Genomic DNA, 15819 nt, shown 5'->3' with positions numbered 1-15819 from the left:
TGATACTCCCCTATAAAAATGGCTATTTATCAACTGTTTGTTGTGACATAGCCTTGTTTTTTCATTTCTTATCGTGGCCCTTTATATGGCCGGGCAGTTCTATTTTGCCAAGACGCTGCAGGAAGCGAGCGGGCCTCTTTTTATTGTCCTTTTCATGATGGTACACAGCCTCGTGATGATGGCTTTATTTATCGTGCCCCAGATGATTCTTCTCATGCTTTCCATTCGCCGTGCCCATGATTTAGGAAAATCAGGGGAGATTGTGGCGTTTATATGGGTTCCCTTTTATGGCCTTTATGTTGGCTATATGCTTTGCGCCCAAAAGGGGACGGAAGGGGAGAACCGCTATGGACCGGATCCCCTTGCCGAAGGGGGTGCGCATTCGTGAAAAAACGGCTCTTGATCCTTTTTAGCTGCGCCCTGTTGCTGCCGAGCGCCTGCGGTTTTTCCGCGCCGGGAAAAAAGGCGGAGCGGCCGGCCATCATCCAAAAATACGTGGCCCTATCGCCCAAGCGGGACGCTCTCATGAAAGCCTACAGCAAGCTTCACTACGGCCGGGAAATGATCGAAATCGAGCCCCGCGCCGTTGTTGTCCACTGGACGGCCAATGATTCCCAAGAGGGAACGTACCAATACTTTTACGCAGAGGAAAATCCGGGCCTTTCTCACGGCACGCTCAACGTGGGCTCCCAGTTTCTTGTGGGCCGCGATGGGACCATTTGGCAGCTCATGCCGGAAACGGCCCTTGCCCGCCATGCCATTGGACTTAATTGGTGCGCCATCGGCATTGAAAACGTGGGCGGCGTCGGGGGAAAGGAAGACCTGACAAAGAACCAGCTAGCGGCCAATGTTGCCCTCATTTCCTATTTAAAGGATAAGTACCCGACCCTTACGACGGTCCTTGGCCATTATGAGCAGGATAAAGCGAAACAGACGGACCTTTGGCGCGAAGACGTGCCGAATTATTACCATGGAAAGATCGATCCCGGGCCCACCTTTATGAAGGGCCTGAGGGAGGCGCTTACAAAGAAAGGATTGACATTCTTATGATGAAGGCAATGAAAAAAGGCGCTGCCCTTGTAGGTGCAGCGCTTCTTACGGTAACCTTATGGAACACGCCCGTTATGGCGGCGGCAAATGTGCCGGCAAACCTAGCTGCTGTGTCACAGACTGTCAAAGGTGCCGCGCCCTACGGCGTCTATTTTTCGGATCTTAAGACAGGAAAGGGATATTACCGGAACAGTGTAAAAACACCGGCAGCCAGCATGATCAAAGTCTTCATCCTTGCTGCCGCCTATGAGGACATCAAGGATGGAAAACTGGGCCTTACAGAAACCTTTACCCTAACGGATAAAAACATTGTCGCTGGGTCCGGCGTCCTTCAGGGGATGCCCAAGGGGACGACGGTGACGGTAAAAAAAGCCCTTGATGAAATGATCATCCACAGCGACAATACAGCGACAAATCTCATGATTGACCGCTTAGGCATGGATCGCATCAATCGCTATCTTAAGGACCATGGCTATAAGGATACGACACTCCGCCGCAAGATGATGGATTTTGATGCCGCTAAAAAAGGCGCCGAAAACATGACCACTGTAAGGGACGTAGGGCTTCTTTTTAAGCGGCTTTATCAGGGAAAATGCGTAAGTAAGGACCTTGATGCCCAGATGCTTGCCATCTATAAGGCCCAGGTCGATACGGATATGCTCCCCGAGAGGCTCCCCAAAGGTACCATCACAGCCCATAAGACGGGCGAAGTGCGCGATCTGCGCCACGATGGGGGCATCGTCTATACGGCAAAAGGCGACTATGTCCTTGTTGTATTTACAAGGGATTATACGCCGTATGCGTCGGTGGCGGCTTTGTCGCGCAGGATTTACGATGCTTATGTAAAGTGAGTTGTTTTTTGCTCAGCCCAACAATCGGGCTGATTTGATGAGGGGCATGAGGCCGCTTTTTGGAATTTTTTCGGTTTTTTAGAGGAAACCTGATTCGCCTGAGGCTCATATCGGCCCATCTGCGTTGTCAAAAAGACGCGGGCTTCCTAGCAGCACGAAAATACGTGTGCGGCTTCGTCAGCCTGCAGCTTTTTTCCTAGCATCTGAACCAATCTGGAGCCATATTCGAAAAAGGTAAATGGAAGGAAACACGATGGCGTTAGGAAACCGTAATAACGGGAAATTCCGCCCGTCGTCGGTGGAAGTGGGGGCTCCTCGTATCTGGATCCATCTGAACCGAATTCGCAAAAAGCAATTGGAAGAAAAGACCGGAACGGGGCATTCATTGTATGACGTCGTCAGCCTGCAGCTTTTTTCCTAGCATCTGAACCAATCTGAGTCCCATTCGAATCATGTAAATAGAAGAAAGACCAGCTGAACCAAAGTCGCAAAAAGTAAATGGAAGAAAAGACCGGAAGGGGGCATTCGTTGCATGACGTCGTCAGCCTGCTTCGTGTTTTTCCTAGCATCTGGGCCAATCTGGAGCCATATTCGAAAAAGGTAAATGGAGAAAGGACCTGGAGGGGAAAGACCATAACGCACGGCGCCAAACCGTGTCCCTGCGGGACTGGGCGCCGAATTAAATTCGCCCTCAAACATGTTCTTCGGCTTTCCGCTGCGCTCCAAAGCAGCCTCAGAACTCCGGGCGAATGGTCCTCACTACCGTTCGTAAGGAGACGTCGCTGCCGCTCCTCATCCACCACCAAAAGGACTTGCCTGCTGCTACGCAGCATCAAGTGGCTTTTGGTCCCCCGCCTTGGTAAGGCGGAACGGCTTTCGCCGCCCTGAGGCAAAAGACCCGACCAAAGACGACGACTCACTGAAGCGCACTGCACGAGTTCTCGCTTCGCCATTTTGATACATTTCACGATTTGCGAATCAACTGGCGATGGCCTTACCGCCTTAGTGAGGCGGAACGGCTTTCGCCGCCCTGAGGCAAAAGACCAAAGGCAAAAGGCCAGATGGCGACGGTACGATGCATCCTGCATCATCCCTAAAGAAAAAGGAACATAAAAAAGCCTTAACCCGAATCAAAATGCGTTTTTGGGTTAAGGCTTTTTTGTCATTCTTCCACATCTTGTTTTAATAACTCATCTATCAGATAGAAACTCTAGCAAAATAACAGGAGTTTCAACAGCAACCGACGCCCTGTTTTTGACTCTCGACTCACAGCGTAAAACTCATAGCCGCCTTAATTGGCGCAGTTTGGAGCCAGTCTTTTAGCGCCACAGCGTCGCAGCATCACGGCCTATATATTGTCTTTTGCTTAACAGCCAAATCCGAAAGCTCAGGACAGTCTTTAGGACAGTGTTTTAAAGAGGACAGATAGAGACGAAAGACACGGTTTTCCTCCGCGTCTTCTTTCTTTTTTCATTAAGTTACGGCCTCACTAAAACACTGTCCCTATTCTGCGCACATTCTGGTCCTACACAGATTACAATTCCCTCATTTTCTTTCAATTCTATTTGTCAGAATGCGATTTTACGATCTTTTTAACCTGTATGTAAAGACGTTTGTATTTTCAAAATTTTCATGACAATTTTGCTTGCGCGGCTCTTTCTTTTTGGGTATCATATAGGAAGAGAGCAATTTTTTCATTCATGGTTTTACATTTTTTATCACATTTTTCGAACTTCAATTTCATGGACCCAGTTTACACAAGAAGGAGAGACGCACAATGAAGCAAACCAAGATGATGGATGGAAACACAGCGGCAGCCTATACATCCTATGCTTTTAGTGATGTAGCGGCTATTTACCCCATTACGCCGTCGTCCCCCATGGCAGAGGTGACGGATGAATGGGCCGCCTATGGCAAGAAAAACATGTTTGGCCGCCCTGTCGAACTCATGGAAATGCAGTCTGAAGGCGGTGCCGCCGGTACGGTTCACGGCAGTCTCCAGGCCGGAGCGCTCACAACGACCTACACGGCTTCCCAGGGGCTGCTCCTTATGATTCCCAATATGTTCAAGATTGCCGGCGAACTGCTCCCAGGCGTCTTCCAAGTGGCAGCCCGTACGATTGCAACGAGCTCCCTCAATATCTTTGGCGATCATAGTGACGTCATGGCCTGCCGCCAGACGGGTTTTGCCATGATGGCCTGCGCCGGTGTCCAAGAGGTCCTCGACCTTTCGGCCGTGTGCCACTTGTCCGCTATCCGCGGCCGCGTCCCGTTTCTCAACTTCTTTGACGGGTTCCGTACGTCCCACGAAATCCAGAAGGTTGAGCTCCTTGATTATGATGATCTCAAAAAACTGGTGGATCAGGACGCCCTCGCCCGCTTCCGCCGGGAATCCATGAACCCTGATACGCCGATTATCCGCGGCACGGCTCAGAACCCGGATATCTACTTCCAGACCCGCGAAGCCGTCAATACGTTCTATGAAGCCCTGCCGGAAGTGGTCGATGGCTACATGAAGGAAATCAGCAAGCTCACGGGCCGCGACTATCAGCTTTTCAACTACACCGGTGCGCCTGATGCCGAACGGGTCATCATCCTCATGGGAAGCGGCGCCCAGACGGCTGAGGAAGTGGTCAAGATCCTTGCTGGTCAAGGCGAAAAGGTGGGTGTCCTCAATGTCCATCTTTATCGGCCCTTCTCCGTGAAGCACTTCCTCTCCGCCCTGCCGGAAACGGTGAAAAAGATTGCCGTTTTGGACCGCACGAAGGAACCAGGCTCCGACGGTGAACCGCTCTATCTTGATGTGCGCAATGCCTTCTATGAAAGTGACCGCCGTCCTGTCATCGTAGGCGGACGCTATGGCATGGGCAGCAAGGAATTTTATCCTGGCGATGTCCTCGCCGTCTTTGACAACTTGAAACTTGACGCGCCGAAGAATCACTTTACGGTGGGCATCGTCGATGATGTGACCCACACGTCGCTTAAAAAGGAAAAATCCCTCGACATCACGCCCAAGGGGACCCGCAGCTGCCTTTTCTGGGGCCTTGGGAGCGACGGTACGGTTGGCGCCAACAAGAGTGCCATCAAGATCATTGGCGACAAGACGGACATGTATGCCCAGGGTTATTTCGCCTATGACTCCAAAAAGTCCGGCGGCATCACCATTTCTCACCTGCGCTTTGGTCATGATCCAATCCATATGCCTTTCCTCATCAACTTTGCAGACTACATCGCTGTCCACAATCCGTCCTATGTCCGTCTCTACAATGTGCTAAACGGCATCAAGGAAGGCGGCACGTTCCTCCTCAACTGCGGCTGGAGCGGGGAAGAACTCGATACGCGTCTGCCGGGCCAGCTCAAACGCGTCATTGCCGAAAAGAAAGTCAACTTCTACACCATCGACGCCGTGAAGATTGCCCGCGAGATTGGTCTTGGCGGCCGCATCAACATGATCATGCAGGCAGCCTTCTTCAAACTGGCTGATATCATTCCTATCGACGACGCTGTCACCTACCTCAAGGAATCCATTGAACATACCTACGGCAAGAAGGGCCAGGATGTGGTCGACATGAACGGACGCGCTGTCGAAGCTGGCGTCAAGAACCTCGTGAAGGTCACGGTGCCCGAAGCCTGGAAGGACTGCACGGACGAAGAACTCTATCCGAAGACGGGCAACGCCTTTGTCGATCAAATCATGATGCCCATGAACCAGCAGGAAGGCAACACCCTTTCCGTCGGTCAGCTCATGGACCAGGCCAACGGCACGTTCCCGTCGGGCACTACAAAATATGAAAAGCGCGGCATTGCCGTCATGGTACCGGAATGGCAGATCGAACACTGCATCCAGTGCAACCAGTGCGCATCCATCTGCCCGCACGCTGCCATCCGCCCGGTGCTCCTTACGAAGGACGAAATGGAAAAGTCCGGCGTACCGGCCAAACCAGCCCTTGGTGCTAAAGACCTTTATTTCCGCATTGCCGTGTCGCCCATGGACTGCCAGGGCTGCCGCAACTGCATTGATGCCTGCCCAGCCAAGGAAAAGGCCCTTGTGGCAAAACCGCTTGATACGCAGCGCCATCTCGCTGAAGCTTGGAACTACTTCATGGAAGATGTCACACCGAAGAAGAACCCCATGAACAAGTACACCCTAAAGGGCAGCCAGTTTGAAAAACCGCTCCTTGAGTTCTCCGGGGCCTGCGCCGGCTGCGGTGAAACGCCGTACGCAAAACTCGTGACCCAGCTCTTTGGCGACCGCATGATGATTGCCAACGCTTCGGGCTGTTCCTCCATCTGGGGCGGTTCCGCACCGAGCATGCCCTATACGAAAAATGCCGCTGGCCATGGTCCAACTTGGGCAAACTCCCTTTTTGAAGACAACGCCGAATACGGTCTTGGCATGCATCTGGGCACCCAGGCCTGCCGCAAGCAGATTACAGATATCATGACGGGGCTCATTGAAGAAGGCCAGATTTCCGCGGAACTGAAAAGTGCCATGGAAGACTGGATCTGCCACCGCGATGAAGGGGAAGGAAGCCGTGAACGGGCTGACCGTCTGACGGACCTTCTCGAGAAGGAAAAGACTGGCAATGAAACGCTGGAACACCTCTATGAAAATAAGCTCTACTTTGTCAAACGTTCCCAGTGGGTCTTTGGCGGCGACGGCTGGGCCTATGATATCGGCTACGGCGGCGTGGACCATGTCCTTGCCATGAACCGCGACGTCAATATCCTCGTCTTTGATACGGAAGTCTACTCCAATACGGGCGGACAATCGAGCAAATCGACGCCGACGGCAGCCGTTGCCAAATTTGCCGCAAGCGGCAAACGGACAAAGAAGAAGGACCTGGGCATGATGGCCATGAGCTATGGCTATGTCTATGTGGCCCAGATCAACCTCGGCTACGACAAGAACCAGGCCATCAAAGCCATCAAGGAAGCCGAAGCCTATCCGGGACCGTCCCTTATCATCTGCTATGCACCGTGCATCAACCACGGTATCAAGCGCGGCATGGATCACTCCTTCATGGAAGCCAAGGCGGCTGTGGAATGCGGTTACTGGATCAACTATCGGTATAACCCGCAGCTCAAGGCTGAAGGCAAAAAGGCCTTCTTCCTTGACAGCAAGGCACCGACCGGTGACTTTGAAGCCTTCCTCCGTGGAGAAGTCCGCTATGCCTCCCTCGAACACGAATTCCCCGATGTAGCAAAGGAACTTTTCAAAAAGACCAAGGAAGATGCCATGGCGCGGAGAGCCCTCTACGAACGGCTCGATGCAGAGTGAGGAAAAGCTCGGATAAAAAGTAGGGTAATGTAAAACGCAGCGTCCACTGGGCGCTGCGTTTTTTTGGTGTGAGGCTGTCAAGCGAAAAGCCGCAAGGGAAATGACCAGGAGGCGCCGCCCCAAACCGCCCTCCTCATCCACCACCCACTCCCGCAAGCTTGCTCGGTGGATAACCCCCGCCTTGGTAAGGCGGAACGGCTCTCGCGTTTCTGAGATGAAAAAACGAAGAGAAAAACACAGAGGCAAAAGATTGTAACGCAAAAGATCGTAAGCTAAAAACCATAAGAGAAGGCCAAAACCGAACGTAGACGCAGGTTCGGGTTTGGACTCTTGGTTCTTATTTAGCTTTTGTGAGAGGTCGGTCCTTTGAAATAGAAAGCACAATGGCGCTTGGAACGTCCTGCGTCCGATCTTTTTCCGTTGAACTCGCTGCAACGCATCGATCCGCCTTACCAAGGCGGGGGACCATCAAGCGGATTCATATCATGAATCTCTTGATGGTCGTACGAATCGTCATGCCTTCCTTGCATCTATAGATTAATGAATCAAGGAGTGGAGGCACATCATGGTGGAAGTCGGAGCGATTTCTTTTCAAAAATAATATATTGACAACAGCGGCGTACTTGAGCTATAATGAACAAGTCTTTTGGGGGCATAGCTCAGCTGGGAGAGCGCTTGCATGGCATGCAAGAGGTCAGGAGTTCGATCCTCCTTGTCTCCACCAATTTGAACGTAAATCCATGTGACTTCGGTCACATGGATTTTTTATTATGGAAAAGACCCATCCTTCGAAATGAAGGACAGGTCTTTTCCTGCCGCCTTAGTTTTTTTGTTTCCTGATTTCTTTTGCAATGGCTTCATAAAGAAGGAGCGTAGCTTCGCAGTCTGCCAGAGCTTCATGATAGCGATGGACGGGAATATTGAAGTGCGCGAGGAGCGCTGCAAGGCCTGTTTTTCCGCCTACGGCCTCACGGGAGAGGTGGCGCAGGATGAGGCGCGACGTATCTAAAAAAGGCGGGCGGAAGGCCTTCATGCCGTAACGGCGGCAGGCAAGGTTGATGGCCATGATATCGTTGTAGCCGATATCGTGGCCCATGACGGCACGGTCTTCCACAAAGGCAAAAAAACGTTTTAGAACCTCGGGGAGCTGAGGTTTATCCTTCACCATGTCCCGCGTAATGCCCGTCATTTCCGTAACGCGTTTGCTGATCTTCGTCCTAGGTCGGATCAGCTCTCGAAAAACAGCTGTCTGTCGACCCAAAAAATCTACCCTGATGGCAGCAATTTCTATGATATCATCTTCGGCGTAGCCAGCCATTTCAAGGTCAAAGACAACCATGTCGCAGGTTGTAGGGTCCCGCAGTTCCTTGGCATCGACCTTTTGCTGCTCTGCCTTTCGCCAGCGCTTGTAGAGTAGATTGCGCCGCTCTTGCGGCGTCATCGGCTTGCGTGTTCGTGTATCCCGTCTCGGTCCGCGGGTCCGTTCTTCCACTGTGATCACTCCGTAGGATTGTAGTTGGAAGTCTATTATACCGCATGCCTATCGTGCTGTCACGAAATTGAGAGGGAAGGCCCTGTGAGGCACCGCCCCAAACCGCCCTACGGGAGGGGGCGGAACTTAATTCGCTCTCAAACATGTTTCTCGGACTTCCGCTTCGCTCCAAAAGCGTCCTTCGAAACTCCGGGCGAATCTGCTTCGCTACCGCTCATGATGAGACGTCGCTCCGCTCCTCATCCACCACCATTAAGGAGGTCATGTTATGACCTCACTTGATGGTCCCCCGCCTTGGTAAGGCGGAACGGCTTTCGCCGTCTCTAAGGCAAAAACCCCATGGGAAAGACTCGACCAAAAGATTCCAATGGGAGAAGGTTTGGCGCCGCCCTCACGGTCTTTTAGCCTGCCTTAGCCCCACAGCACCACAGCATCCTTTCCCCTCGCTCGCTCGACAGCCATTCAGGGCGGGCCCTGAATGAGACAGCTTGACAGCCAAAGAGACCACGCTGCTAGAGCGTGGTCTTTTCTTCACTTTCATTTCTTTAAACTTGTCCACCCATCTTCCTGCACGACTTTGCCTTCTTTCATAAGGCGGCCCAAGGCGCGCTTAAATGCAGATTTAGAAATATCAAAGACGCTTTTGATGATGGCCGGCGGCGTATCATCGGAATAAGGCATGGTGCCATTACGTTTTTCGAGAAAGAAGAGGATCTTATCTGCATCGTCCAGCATGGCTTCTTCTTTGACCAGGCGCAGGGACATATCGACGTGTCCATCTTCGCGAACGTAGGTAACGCGGCCTGTGACGCGCTGACCAAAGTCAAGGCGTCCGCCGGGGACTTCACTGCGATGGATAAAAGCGATATAGCGTTCTTTTGTGAAGAGGAAAAAGCCATCCTTAAGGATATTGTAGACGGTCCCTGTGAGGGTATCCCCCACTTTGACACCTTCTGCCGGGCGGCTGGCCCGTTCCATGTCTTCTTCGACACGCATGGTCACGGCTTGACGGCCTGACTTATCACGATAGAGTTTCACCCAGATATGCTGATTAGGGGAAACATGACCCCGCATTTCGCTATAAGGCAAAAAGACGCCGCGTTCAGCGCCGATATCGACGAATCCGCCCATCCTATTTACGGAGATGACATTGACGTATCCCAGCTGACCTTCCCGCATCTTGGGAAGCTTCATGCTCGCCGTGATCCGGTTCTTGGCATCGAGGTAGAGCTGGACCTTGACCTTGTCACCAACAGAAACAGGCGACGTCATCTGGTGCTTATGAAGGAGGATATCATCACTGGTATTCCCCGTTCCAGCATCAAGAAAAACGCCCTGGTCATTCATACGCACGGCCGCAAGTTCTACAACATCGCCAACGCGATGGCTGCCAATGGTCTTGACGCTGGCCGGTTCTTTTTTCGGGCTCATGCTTCTCCTTCCGTTTCCACATAGGCTTCAGACGGAGCATCGGCCCAGAGCTGTTCCAGGTTGTAAAAGTCGCGTTCCGTTTCCCGGAAGATATGGGCCACACAATCGCCGTAATCCATAAGGATCCAGTTGCCTTCGGTATAGCCTTCTTTGTGGGAGGGCAGGATACCGTGTATTTCGGCCAGTTTATCTTCGATGCTGTCTGCGATGGCCCGGACCTGGGTCGCGCTCTGGGCAGAACAGATCATGAAGTAGTCCGTCACAGGGGACAGGCCAACCATATTGAGAAGCAGGATATCTTTTGCTTTTTTGTCAGCGGCAGCGGCGGCAATGGCGTTTGCAAGTTCTTTTGGATTCATGGATGGAACCTCCTTAAATTTCTGTAATTCTTTTATGGGGAATCCCCAGTTTATCGAGTGTGTGCGAAACCTGGGACGGCGTCGTGACCCAGTAACTGATATCATCGATGGTCTTGAAATCGCCATCGAGCATTTCACTTTTGATGGAGTTTTCGCCAAAGATGCGGAAGCAATTGGCGGCACGGATCATGGTCATCAGGTTCATGTCCGTATCAATGTAGTCAAGGCCGGTGTTGATGATCATGGGAAGCTTCAGCATGTTTGTAAAGGTAAAGAACTGCCCGGCCAGGGCCTTCATAAATTTCTGTTGGCGCTCCACACGGCCAATATCGCCCAATTCATCATGACGGAAGCGAACATACTGGCCTGCTTTTTCACCGTCCAGGTGCTGGTAGCCTTTTTTGAGGTGGATCTTTAGGTTGGCGTAGGGATCTTCATAATCCATGTTGTTATCAACATATAGGTCCACACCGCCCAGCATATCAATCACTTTAATGAAGCCCTGCCAATCAACAACCATGTAGTAGTTGATTGGAATCTGGAGAAGCTGTTCCACCGTGCGCACGGCCCGTTTGGTACCGCCGTAGGCGTATGCGGCATTGATCTTGTCATGCCCCCGACGGCCAGGAATGGTGACCCGTGTGTCACGCGGCAGTCCGACGATGGCAATCTGTTTTTTCTCAGGGTCAAAGCTGACGACCATCATGGAGTCTGTCCGCTTCGGTGCATCGGGGTTATTCATATCCTCGCTGTCCCCGTCATCTTTACCAAGGAGCAGGACGTTGATGCGGCTTGAAAGGGGCTCTTCCGTAAGGAGTTGGTCCTCTTTCTGTTTAGGTACGGGATCATCGGCACTGAAAAATCGGTCATAAAGGCCCATGCCAGCCATGAAGCCGCCGCACAAGATCCCAATCAAAAGGATGAGAAGAAGGAAGACACGTCCCTTGCGGAGCCGCTTTTTCTTTTTCTTCACGCCTGGTTGTTCCATATCACTCATGGGTTGCGATTACTCCTTCTTATTATGTTTGGCCGCAAGGACCAGATCATTATAGCCGTCCAGACAATCCGGATGGATCAAAAGATGCTGATGCATCAGGTACTCCATCGTATTGGCATAGGCAGCAATCATAGCCTCATCGAGATCCTTCATCGTAAGGCGCCGCATTTCGTCCACGGTAGGAAAGTCACGGTGCGGTTCCGTGAGGTCTGCCAGATAAATGATTTTTTCAAGGGCCGTCATATGGGCTTTGCCCGTTGTGTGGTAACGCATGGCAGACAGGACGTCCTCATCAGTAACGCCATAGTCCCGCTTGGCTACAATTGGACCCAGGAGGGCATGGATAAGGATGGGCTGCGCCTTTTCGATATCCGTGAGCGGTACGCCCAGCTTTTTTGCCACATCCACAAAATCCTTGGTCGGATACTTGCGGGCACAGTCGTGGAGCAAGCCGGCAAGGGCGGCTTTGTCTTCGTCAATGCCGTAATGACGGGCAAGCATAAGGGCTGTTTCACTGACGGCCACACTGTGTTCAAAGCGCTTTGGCTGAAGGCTTTGGCGAAGCTGTTCTTTCATTTGAGAAAAATCCATGATGTAGCTCCTTACTTGAATTGAAATCGGCACGCAAATCGCGCCGATGAAATGTGGGCTAAGGATCTGCTTTCGCAGCTTGGCGAAGGCTGCCTGCGGCAGCTGGCGAAACGACCAGAAGGAGGCTGTCAAGCAAAAGACCGTAAGGGAAAAAGAATCAAAGGCGCGGCGCCAAAGCGTCCCAACCAGAGGGGGCGGTTTTGGGCCGGCGGCTGGCTTCTTTCATTTTCGCACGAGTCTGCCCCGATTGTTGGGCTGACCCTTTACCCAACAAAAAAGAGAGCCCCTACCGACGGTAGAGGTCTCTCTGTCTCATGTAGTCCACTACAGTCCGAGGAACAAGCCCATCAATGGATTCACCGCGGGAAAGGCGCTGCCGGATCATGGTGGAAGAAATATCCGGGGCTTTGGCGTCGATCCACACAAGGCGGGTGAGTCCTTTTTGGGCCAGCCGTTTTGTCACATCTTCATGACGCTCTCTGTACCCAACCCGTCCAATGGCAAGGAAGGTGCACCAGCGCATCGTTTCTTCAATGCGGTACCACGTATCAAGGGCTTCGGCCGAATCCCCGCCAATGATGAAGTACAGGTCATAAAAGCGATGCCACCGGCGATGGAGGATCCGTATGGTATCGACCGTATAGGAAGGACCCTTGCGGACCAGTTCCATATCGGACACCAAAAAACGCGGTTCGTCCATCGTCGCAAGAAGGGTCATGGCCATGCGGTCCCCAGCTGGCGCCCAGCCAGCCGCTTTATGGGGCGGCAAATAGTCGGGAATGAAAAGGACCCGATCAAGGGCCATGGCGTCCATAGCGGCGCGGGCAATCGCAAGATGTCCATTATGGATGGGGTCAAAGGTCCCGCCCATGATGCCTAAACGCTGTCGGCGCATATGGAAGTCCTCCTTCAAAATGGTGCTTCCATTATATCAGGTACGATGCCAAAGCTCAATCAAATTATCATGCGGAAAAGGTGATTTTTGTGTGGCACGATGCCGTTTTTACAAGAAAAGGAAAGATGCCTTCTACGAAACAAAATGAAAAAAGCATAGCCTGTTGCCTTCCATCGTCAAGAGCGGATTTCATGAATTCATTTTGACGACTCTTTTATTTTTTATATAGAAACTGGGGAATTTGATAGAATTCCTCTGCTAAAATTGGATTTTCTTCACTTATTTTAGGAGATTCTATACGAAAAGTTCTATATTTCAATCAAGCATATCACTAAAATCGGTCGTTCTTTACTTATTTTAGAAATCTATGCACAAATTCATGGAATTTCTTCACTCAGTTTAAAATTTCTTTTCTTTTAATGAGGTCTTGGTTCTATCACGTCATTGATTTTATTTTCGATATCGAGACAAACCTCTTTTGGATTTATAATACCAATCTTATTTCCATCATCCACGCCAAAAAGAATCTTTCCGGTACCAAAATTGGCGTAAGCACTTACTGTTTGTGAACATACTCCCGCCTCTATAGGCGGGAGTATGTTCACATTCGAGCGTCTTGTTTTCTTTCATGAAAAACCTCCCTCCCATCCGATTGAATTTCATACCATGAGCCTAAAAAAGCACAACGCAAATGCAACGTAATTTTTTTCGTTGCATTTGCGTTTCATTTTTAAAGTAATAATCTATTTTTCGCTGCAAAGGCGTTCCATGGAAAGCCCATTTTTCGGCTATTTGATAGGGAAAAAGCCGTGAAAGAAATCTCCTTCACGGCCTTTCCTTTATTTCGGCAGCTGGCGCTGTCTTTTTTTGTAGTAGACGATAGTAAGTCCTGCCGTCTCAGCGATCTTTTGGGCCACATCAAAGTTCATCCCCACGGCTTTTACCACATGGGCGTCACTGCCCAAGGTTACGTACTTACCACCCAATTCGGCATAGCGCATATAAAGTTCCGTCAGGGACTCCACTGCACCGGGCACGGCAAGGCGCCGCGTATTGATTTCGATGCTCTTATCGAGGCGGATGAGATGCTTCATGACCTCGTCCCACAGGTCAGCATGCTCGCTGTAATGGAGGTTCTTATCTTCATAGGGCCAGTAGCGGCAGATATAGTCGATATGACCATAGGTGTCAAAGTTCGGATCCTGTTCGAGGCATTTGAGGGAATCCTCAAGATAGTACCCCACGGCCTGATCTTTGGTAACGCCGTCGTAGGTCGTCCGTTCATACATATCCTGGCCGCGATAGCAGTGCATGGAGCCAACGATTTCATCAAAGGGATGGCTTTTTGCGACAATCCGGTCGTCTTCGATGGTATGGGGCTGGAGACCCATTTCAATCCCAAGGAGAACGGTGTCACTCCGATAGGGAGCGTTTTTCTTGAAGTAATCGTTGATGTCAAAAATAAAACTTTCTGGGTTTGTCGGGTAGTCCCGGTCCCAGTGTTCCGTCAGGATCATGCCAAGACCTGCGGCCTTAGCCGCAACCCTTGCTTCCTTGAGGGTCATTTCGGCATCACAGGAATAATCGGCATGCATATGGGTATCAAAAAGCATGGCCTTCACTCCCCTTTACACGTTGAAGCGGAATTCGACGACATCGCCGTCCTGCATGATGTAGTCCTTGCCTTCCAGTCGCACAAGGCCTTTTTCACGGGCAGCCTGCTTGCTGCCGCAGGCAACGAGGTCATCGTAGGAAACGATTTCTGCACGGATGAAGCCTTTTTCAAAGTCCGAATGGATCTTGCCGGCTGCCTGAGGTGCCGTGGATCCTTTGACGATGGTCCAGGCACGGGATTCCATTTCCCCCGCCGTGAGGAAGGTCTGGAGACCCAAGAGGGAAAACCCTGCTTTGATGAGGCGGTCTAGACCAGCTTCGGTGAGGCCTTCCATTTCAAGGTATTCCTTGGCTTCGTCCGCCGGCAGGGAAGCAATGTCCTCTTCGACCTTGGCGGAGATGGTAATGACCTGGGCCCCTTCTTTTTCGGCGTATTCCGTCAGGGCCTTCACATGGGGGTTGCCGGACGCATCAGCGGCTTCTTCTTCGGAAACGTTTGCTACGTACAGGATTGGTTTCAAGGTGAGGAGATCAAGTTCACGGATCATCTCCTTCTCGTCCTTTGTCATTTCCACCTGACGGGCCGGTTTGGCGTCCCCGAGGGCCTTGACGAGACGGGTCAGGAGAGCATTTTTCGCAGGTGCCGTCTTATCGCCGCTCTTTAAGAGCTTCTGGACCTTGAGCTGCTGCTTTTCCACTGATTCAAGGTCAGCCAGGCACAGTTCCGTATTGATGATTTCAATATCACGGATGGGGTCAATGGTTCCTTCGACGTGGGTGATGTTGCCGTCTTCAAAACAGCGCACCACTTCGGCAATGGCGTCGGTTTGGCGGATATGGCTGAGGAATTTGTTGCCCAAGCCTTCGCCTTTGGAAGCGCCTTTTACAAGGCCTGCAATATCGACAAATTTCATGCCGGCCGGAACAATACGTTTGGAATGGTATAGGTCGCTCAGGACCTGGAGCCGCGGATCGGGGACATCAACGATGCCGACGTTGGGCTCTATGGTGCAGAATGGATAGTTGGCCGCTTCAGCCCCTGCTTTGGTAATGGCGTTGAAGAGGGTGCTCTTGCCTACATTCGGCAGACCGACAATACCCATTTCGAGGTTGGTTGAACTCATGGATGATCTCTCCTTGTCTAGTTAAGTTGACACATTATTATATCACAGCAGGGGGATTTTTTCAGCATAGAAGGACACTAGGTATGTGTCAACATTTTCTCGGGAGACCCCTATAAGATTGTGTTGCAGCTTAA

At 51.4% G+C, this 15819-nt stretch carries 13 protein-coding genes, 1 tRNA gene and 1 pseudogene; 6 read left to right on the top strand and 9 right to left on the bottom strand.

Annotated elements, in window-relative coordinates:
* The first annotated feature begins 70 nt into the window (after positions 1 to 70).
* The 6 genes from QZQ08_RS08740 (at position 71) to QZQ08_RS08715 (ending at position 7906) form a co-directional block, all read left to right on the top strand.
* A complete protein-coding gene (locus QZQ08_RS08740) occupies positions 71 to 388 on the top strand; it encodes a DUF805 domain-containing protein (RefSeq protein ID WP_366140915.1) in 318 nt (105 codons plus the stop codon).
* Positions 385 to 1050 (top strand): N-acetylmuramoyl-L-alanine amidase, encoded by a 666-nt coding sequence (locus QZQ08_RS08735; RefSeq protein ID WP_296330939.1) that lies wholly within the window; start codon positions 385 to 387, stop codon positions 1048 to 1050. The genes QZQ08_RS08740 and QZQ08_RS08735 overlap by 4 nt, the downstream gene beginning before the upstream one ends.
* A complete protein-coding gene (locus QZQ08_RS08730; RefSeq protein WP_296330936.1) occupies positions 1047 to 1901 on the top strand; it encodes a serine hydrolase in 855 nt (284 codons plus the stop codon). The genes QZQ08_RS08735 and QZQ08_RS08730 overlap by 4 nt, the downstream gene beginning before the upstream one ends.
* A gap of 238 nt (positions 1902 to 2139) precedes the next feature.
* Entirely contained in the window at positions 2140 to 2322 is a 183-nt protein-coding gene (locus QZQ08_RS08725; protein WP_296330932.1) for a hypothetical protein, read from the top strand.
* 1356 nt (positions 2323 to 3678) lie between these two features.
* A complete protein-coding gene (nifJ, locus tag QZQ08_RS08720) occupies positions 3679 to 7182 on the top strand; it encodes a pyruvate:ferredoxin (flavodoxin) oxidoreductase (RefSeq protein WP_296330929.1) in 3504 nt (1167 codons plus the stop codon).
* Positions 7183 to 7830: 648 nt separating this feature from the next.
* Positions 7831 to 7906, top strand: a tRNA-Ala gene (locus QZQ08_RS08715).
* A gap of 96 nt (positions 7907 to 8002) precedes the next feature.
* Here the strand turns inward: QZQ08_RS08715 and QZQ08_RS08710 are convergent.
* The 9 genes and pseudogenes from QZQ08_RS08710 to ychF all read right to left on the bottom strand — a co-directional run bounded on the left by QZQ08_RS08710 (position 8003) and on the right by ychF (position 15685).
* Entirely contained in the window at positions 8003 to 8683 is a 681-nt protein-coding gene (locus tag QZQ08_RS08710; protein ID WP_296330926.1) for a PolC-type DNA polymerase III, read from the bottom strand.
* A 528-nt stretch (positions 8684 to 9211) separates the two neighbouring features.
* Positions 9212 to 10105, bottom strand: a complete 894-nt coding sequence (locus QZQ08_RS08705; RefSeq protein ID WP_296330923.1) for a S1 RNA-binding domain-containing protein — start codon at positions 10103 to 10105, stop codon at positions 9212 to 9214.
* On the bottom strand, positions 10102 to 10464 hold the full coding sequence (gene rsfS / locus QZQ08_RS08700; RefSeq protein ID WP_296330919.1) for a ribosome silencing factor: 363 nt from the start codon (positions 10462 to 10464) through the stop codon (positions 10102 to 10104). Before rsfS ends, QZQ08_RS08705 begins: the two co-directional genes overlap by 4 nt.
* 13 nt (positions 10465 to 10477) lie before the next feature.
* The gene (locus QZQ08_RS08695) at positions 10478 to 11461 is read right to left on the bottom strand and encodes an LCP family protein (RefSeq protein WP_296330917.1); all 984 of its coding nucleotides are present in this window, start codon (positions 11459 to 11461) and stop codon (positions 10478 to 10480) included.
* A gap of 9 nt (positions 11462 to 11470) precedes the next feature.
* Positions 11471 to 12052: a bis(5'-nucleosyl)-tetraphosphatase (symmetrical) YqeK gene (gene yqeK / locus QZQ08_RS08690; protein WP_296330914.1), complete on the bottom strand. Its 582-nt coding sequence runs from the start codon at positions 12050 to 12052 to the stop codon at positions 11471 to 11473.
* A 286-nt stretch (positions 12053 to 12338) separates the two neighbouring features.
* Positions 12339 to 12947 carry a nicotinate-nucleotide adenylyltransferase gene (nadD, locus tag QZQ08_RS08685; protein WP_296330911.1) on the bottom strand — a complete coding sequence of 203 codons (609 nt, stop codon included), beginning with the start codon at positions 12945 to 12947 and terminating at the stop codon, positions 12339 to 12341.
* Positions 12948 to 13369: 422 nt separating this feature from the next.
* Positions 13370 to 13552, bottom strand: a pseudogene (locus QZQ08_RS08680) (helix-turn-helix domain-containing protein); the annotation flags it as partial.
* Between the two features lie 234 nt (positions 13553 to 13786).
* Positions 13787 to 14560 (bottom strand): histidinol-phosphatase HisJ family protein, encoded by a 774-nt coding sequence (locus tag QZQ08_RS08675; RefSeq protein WP_296330906.1) that lies wholly within the window; start codon positions 14558 to 14560, stop codon positions 13787 to 13789.
* A 15-nt stretch (positions 14561 to 14575) separates the two neighbouring features.
* Positions 14576 to 15685: a redox-regulated ATPase YchF gene (gene ychF, locus QZQ08_RS08670; protein ID WP_296330903.1), complete on the bottom strand. Its 1110-nt coding sequence runs from the start codon at positions 15683 to 15685 to the stop codon at positions 14576 to 14578.
* Positions 15686 to 15819: the final 134 nt, after the last annotated feature.

This window comes from uncultured Acidaminococcus sp. (genome assembly GCA_900538365.1).
Classification (GTDB): Bacteria; Bacillota; Negativicutes; order Acidaminococcales; family Acidaminococcaceae; genus Acidaminococcus.
The sequence above is the reverse complement of the archived record's forward strand: the minus strand, read 5'-3'. Positions and strand labels throughout refer to the sequence as shown.

Bases quoted from the DNA above. Each gene is read 5' to 3' on its own strand.
- QZQ08_RS08675 (WP_296330906.1), bottom strand. From the start codon at position 14,560: ATGCTTTTTGATACCCATATGCATGCCGATTATTCCTGTGATGCCGAA.
- ychF (WP_296330903.1), bottom strand. From the start codon at position 15,685: ATGAGTTCAACCAACCTCGAAATGGGTATTGTCGGTCTGCCGAATGTA.
- nifJ (WP_296330929.1), top strand. From the start codon at position 3,679: ATGAAGCAAACCAAGATGATGGATGGAAACACAGCGGCAGCCTATACA.
- yqeK (WP_296330914.1), bottom strand. From the start codon at position 12,052: ATGGATTTTTCTCAAATGAAAGAACAGCTTCGCCAAAGCCTTCAGCCA.
- nadD (WP_296330911.1), bottom strand. From the start codon at position 12,947: ATGCGCCGACAGCGTTTAGGCATCATGGGCGGGACCTTTGACCCCATC.
- QZQ08_RS08705 (WP_296330923.1), bottom strand. From the start codon at position 10,105: ATGAGCCCGAAAAAAGAACCGGCCAGCGTCAAGACCATTGGCAGCCAT.
- QZQ08_RS08730 (WP_296330936.1), top strand. From the start codon at position 1,047: ATGATGAAGGCAATGAAAAAAGGCGCTGCCCTTGTAGGTGCAGCGCTT.
- rsfS (WP_296330919.1), bottom strand. From the start codon at position 10,464: ATGAATCCAAAAGAACTTGCAAACGCCATTGCCGCCGCTGCCGCTGAC.
- QZQ08_RS08725 (WP_296330932.1), top strand. From the start codon at position 2,140: ATGGAAGGAAACACGATGGCGTTAGGAAACCGTAATAACGGGAAATTC.
- QZQ08_RS08695 (WP_296330917.1), bottom strand. From the start codon at position 11,461: ATGAGTGATATGGAACAACCAGGCGTGAAGAAAAAGAAAAAGCGGCTC.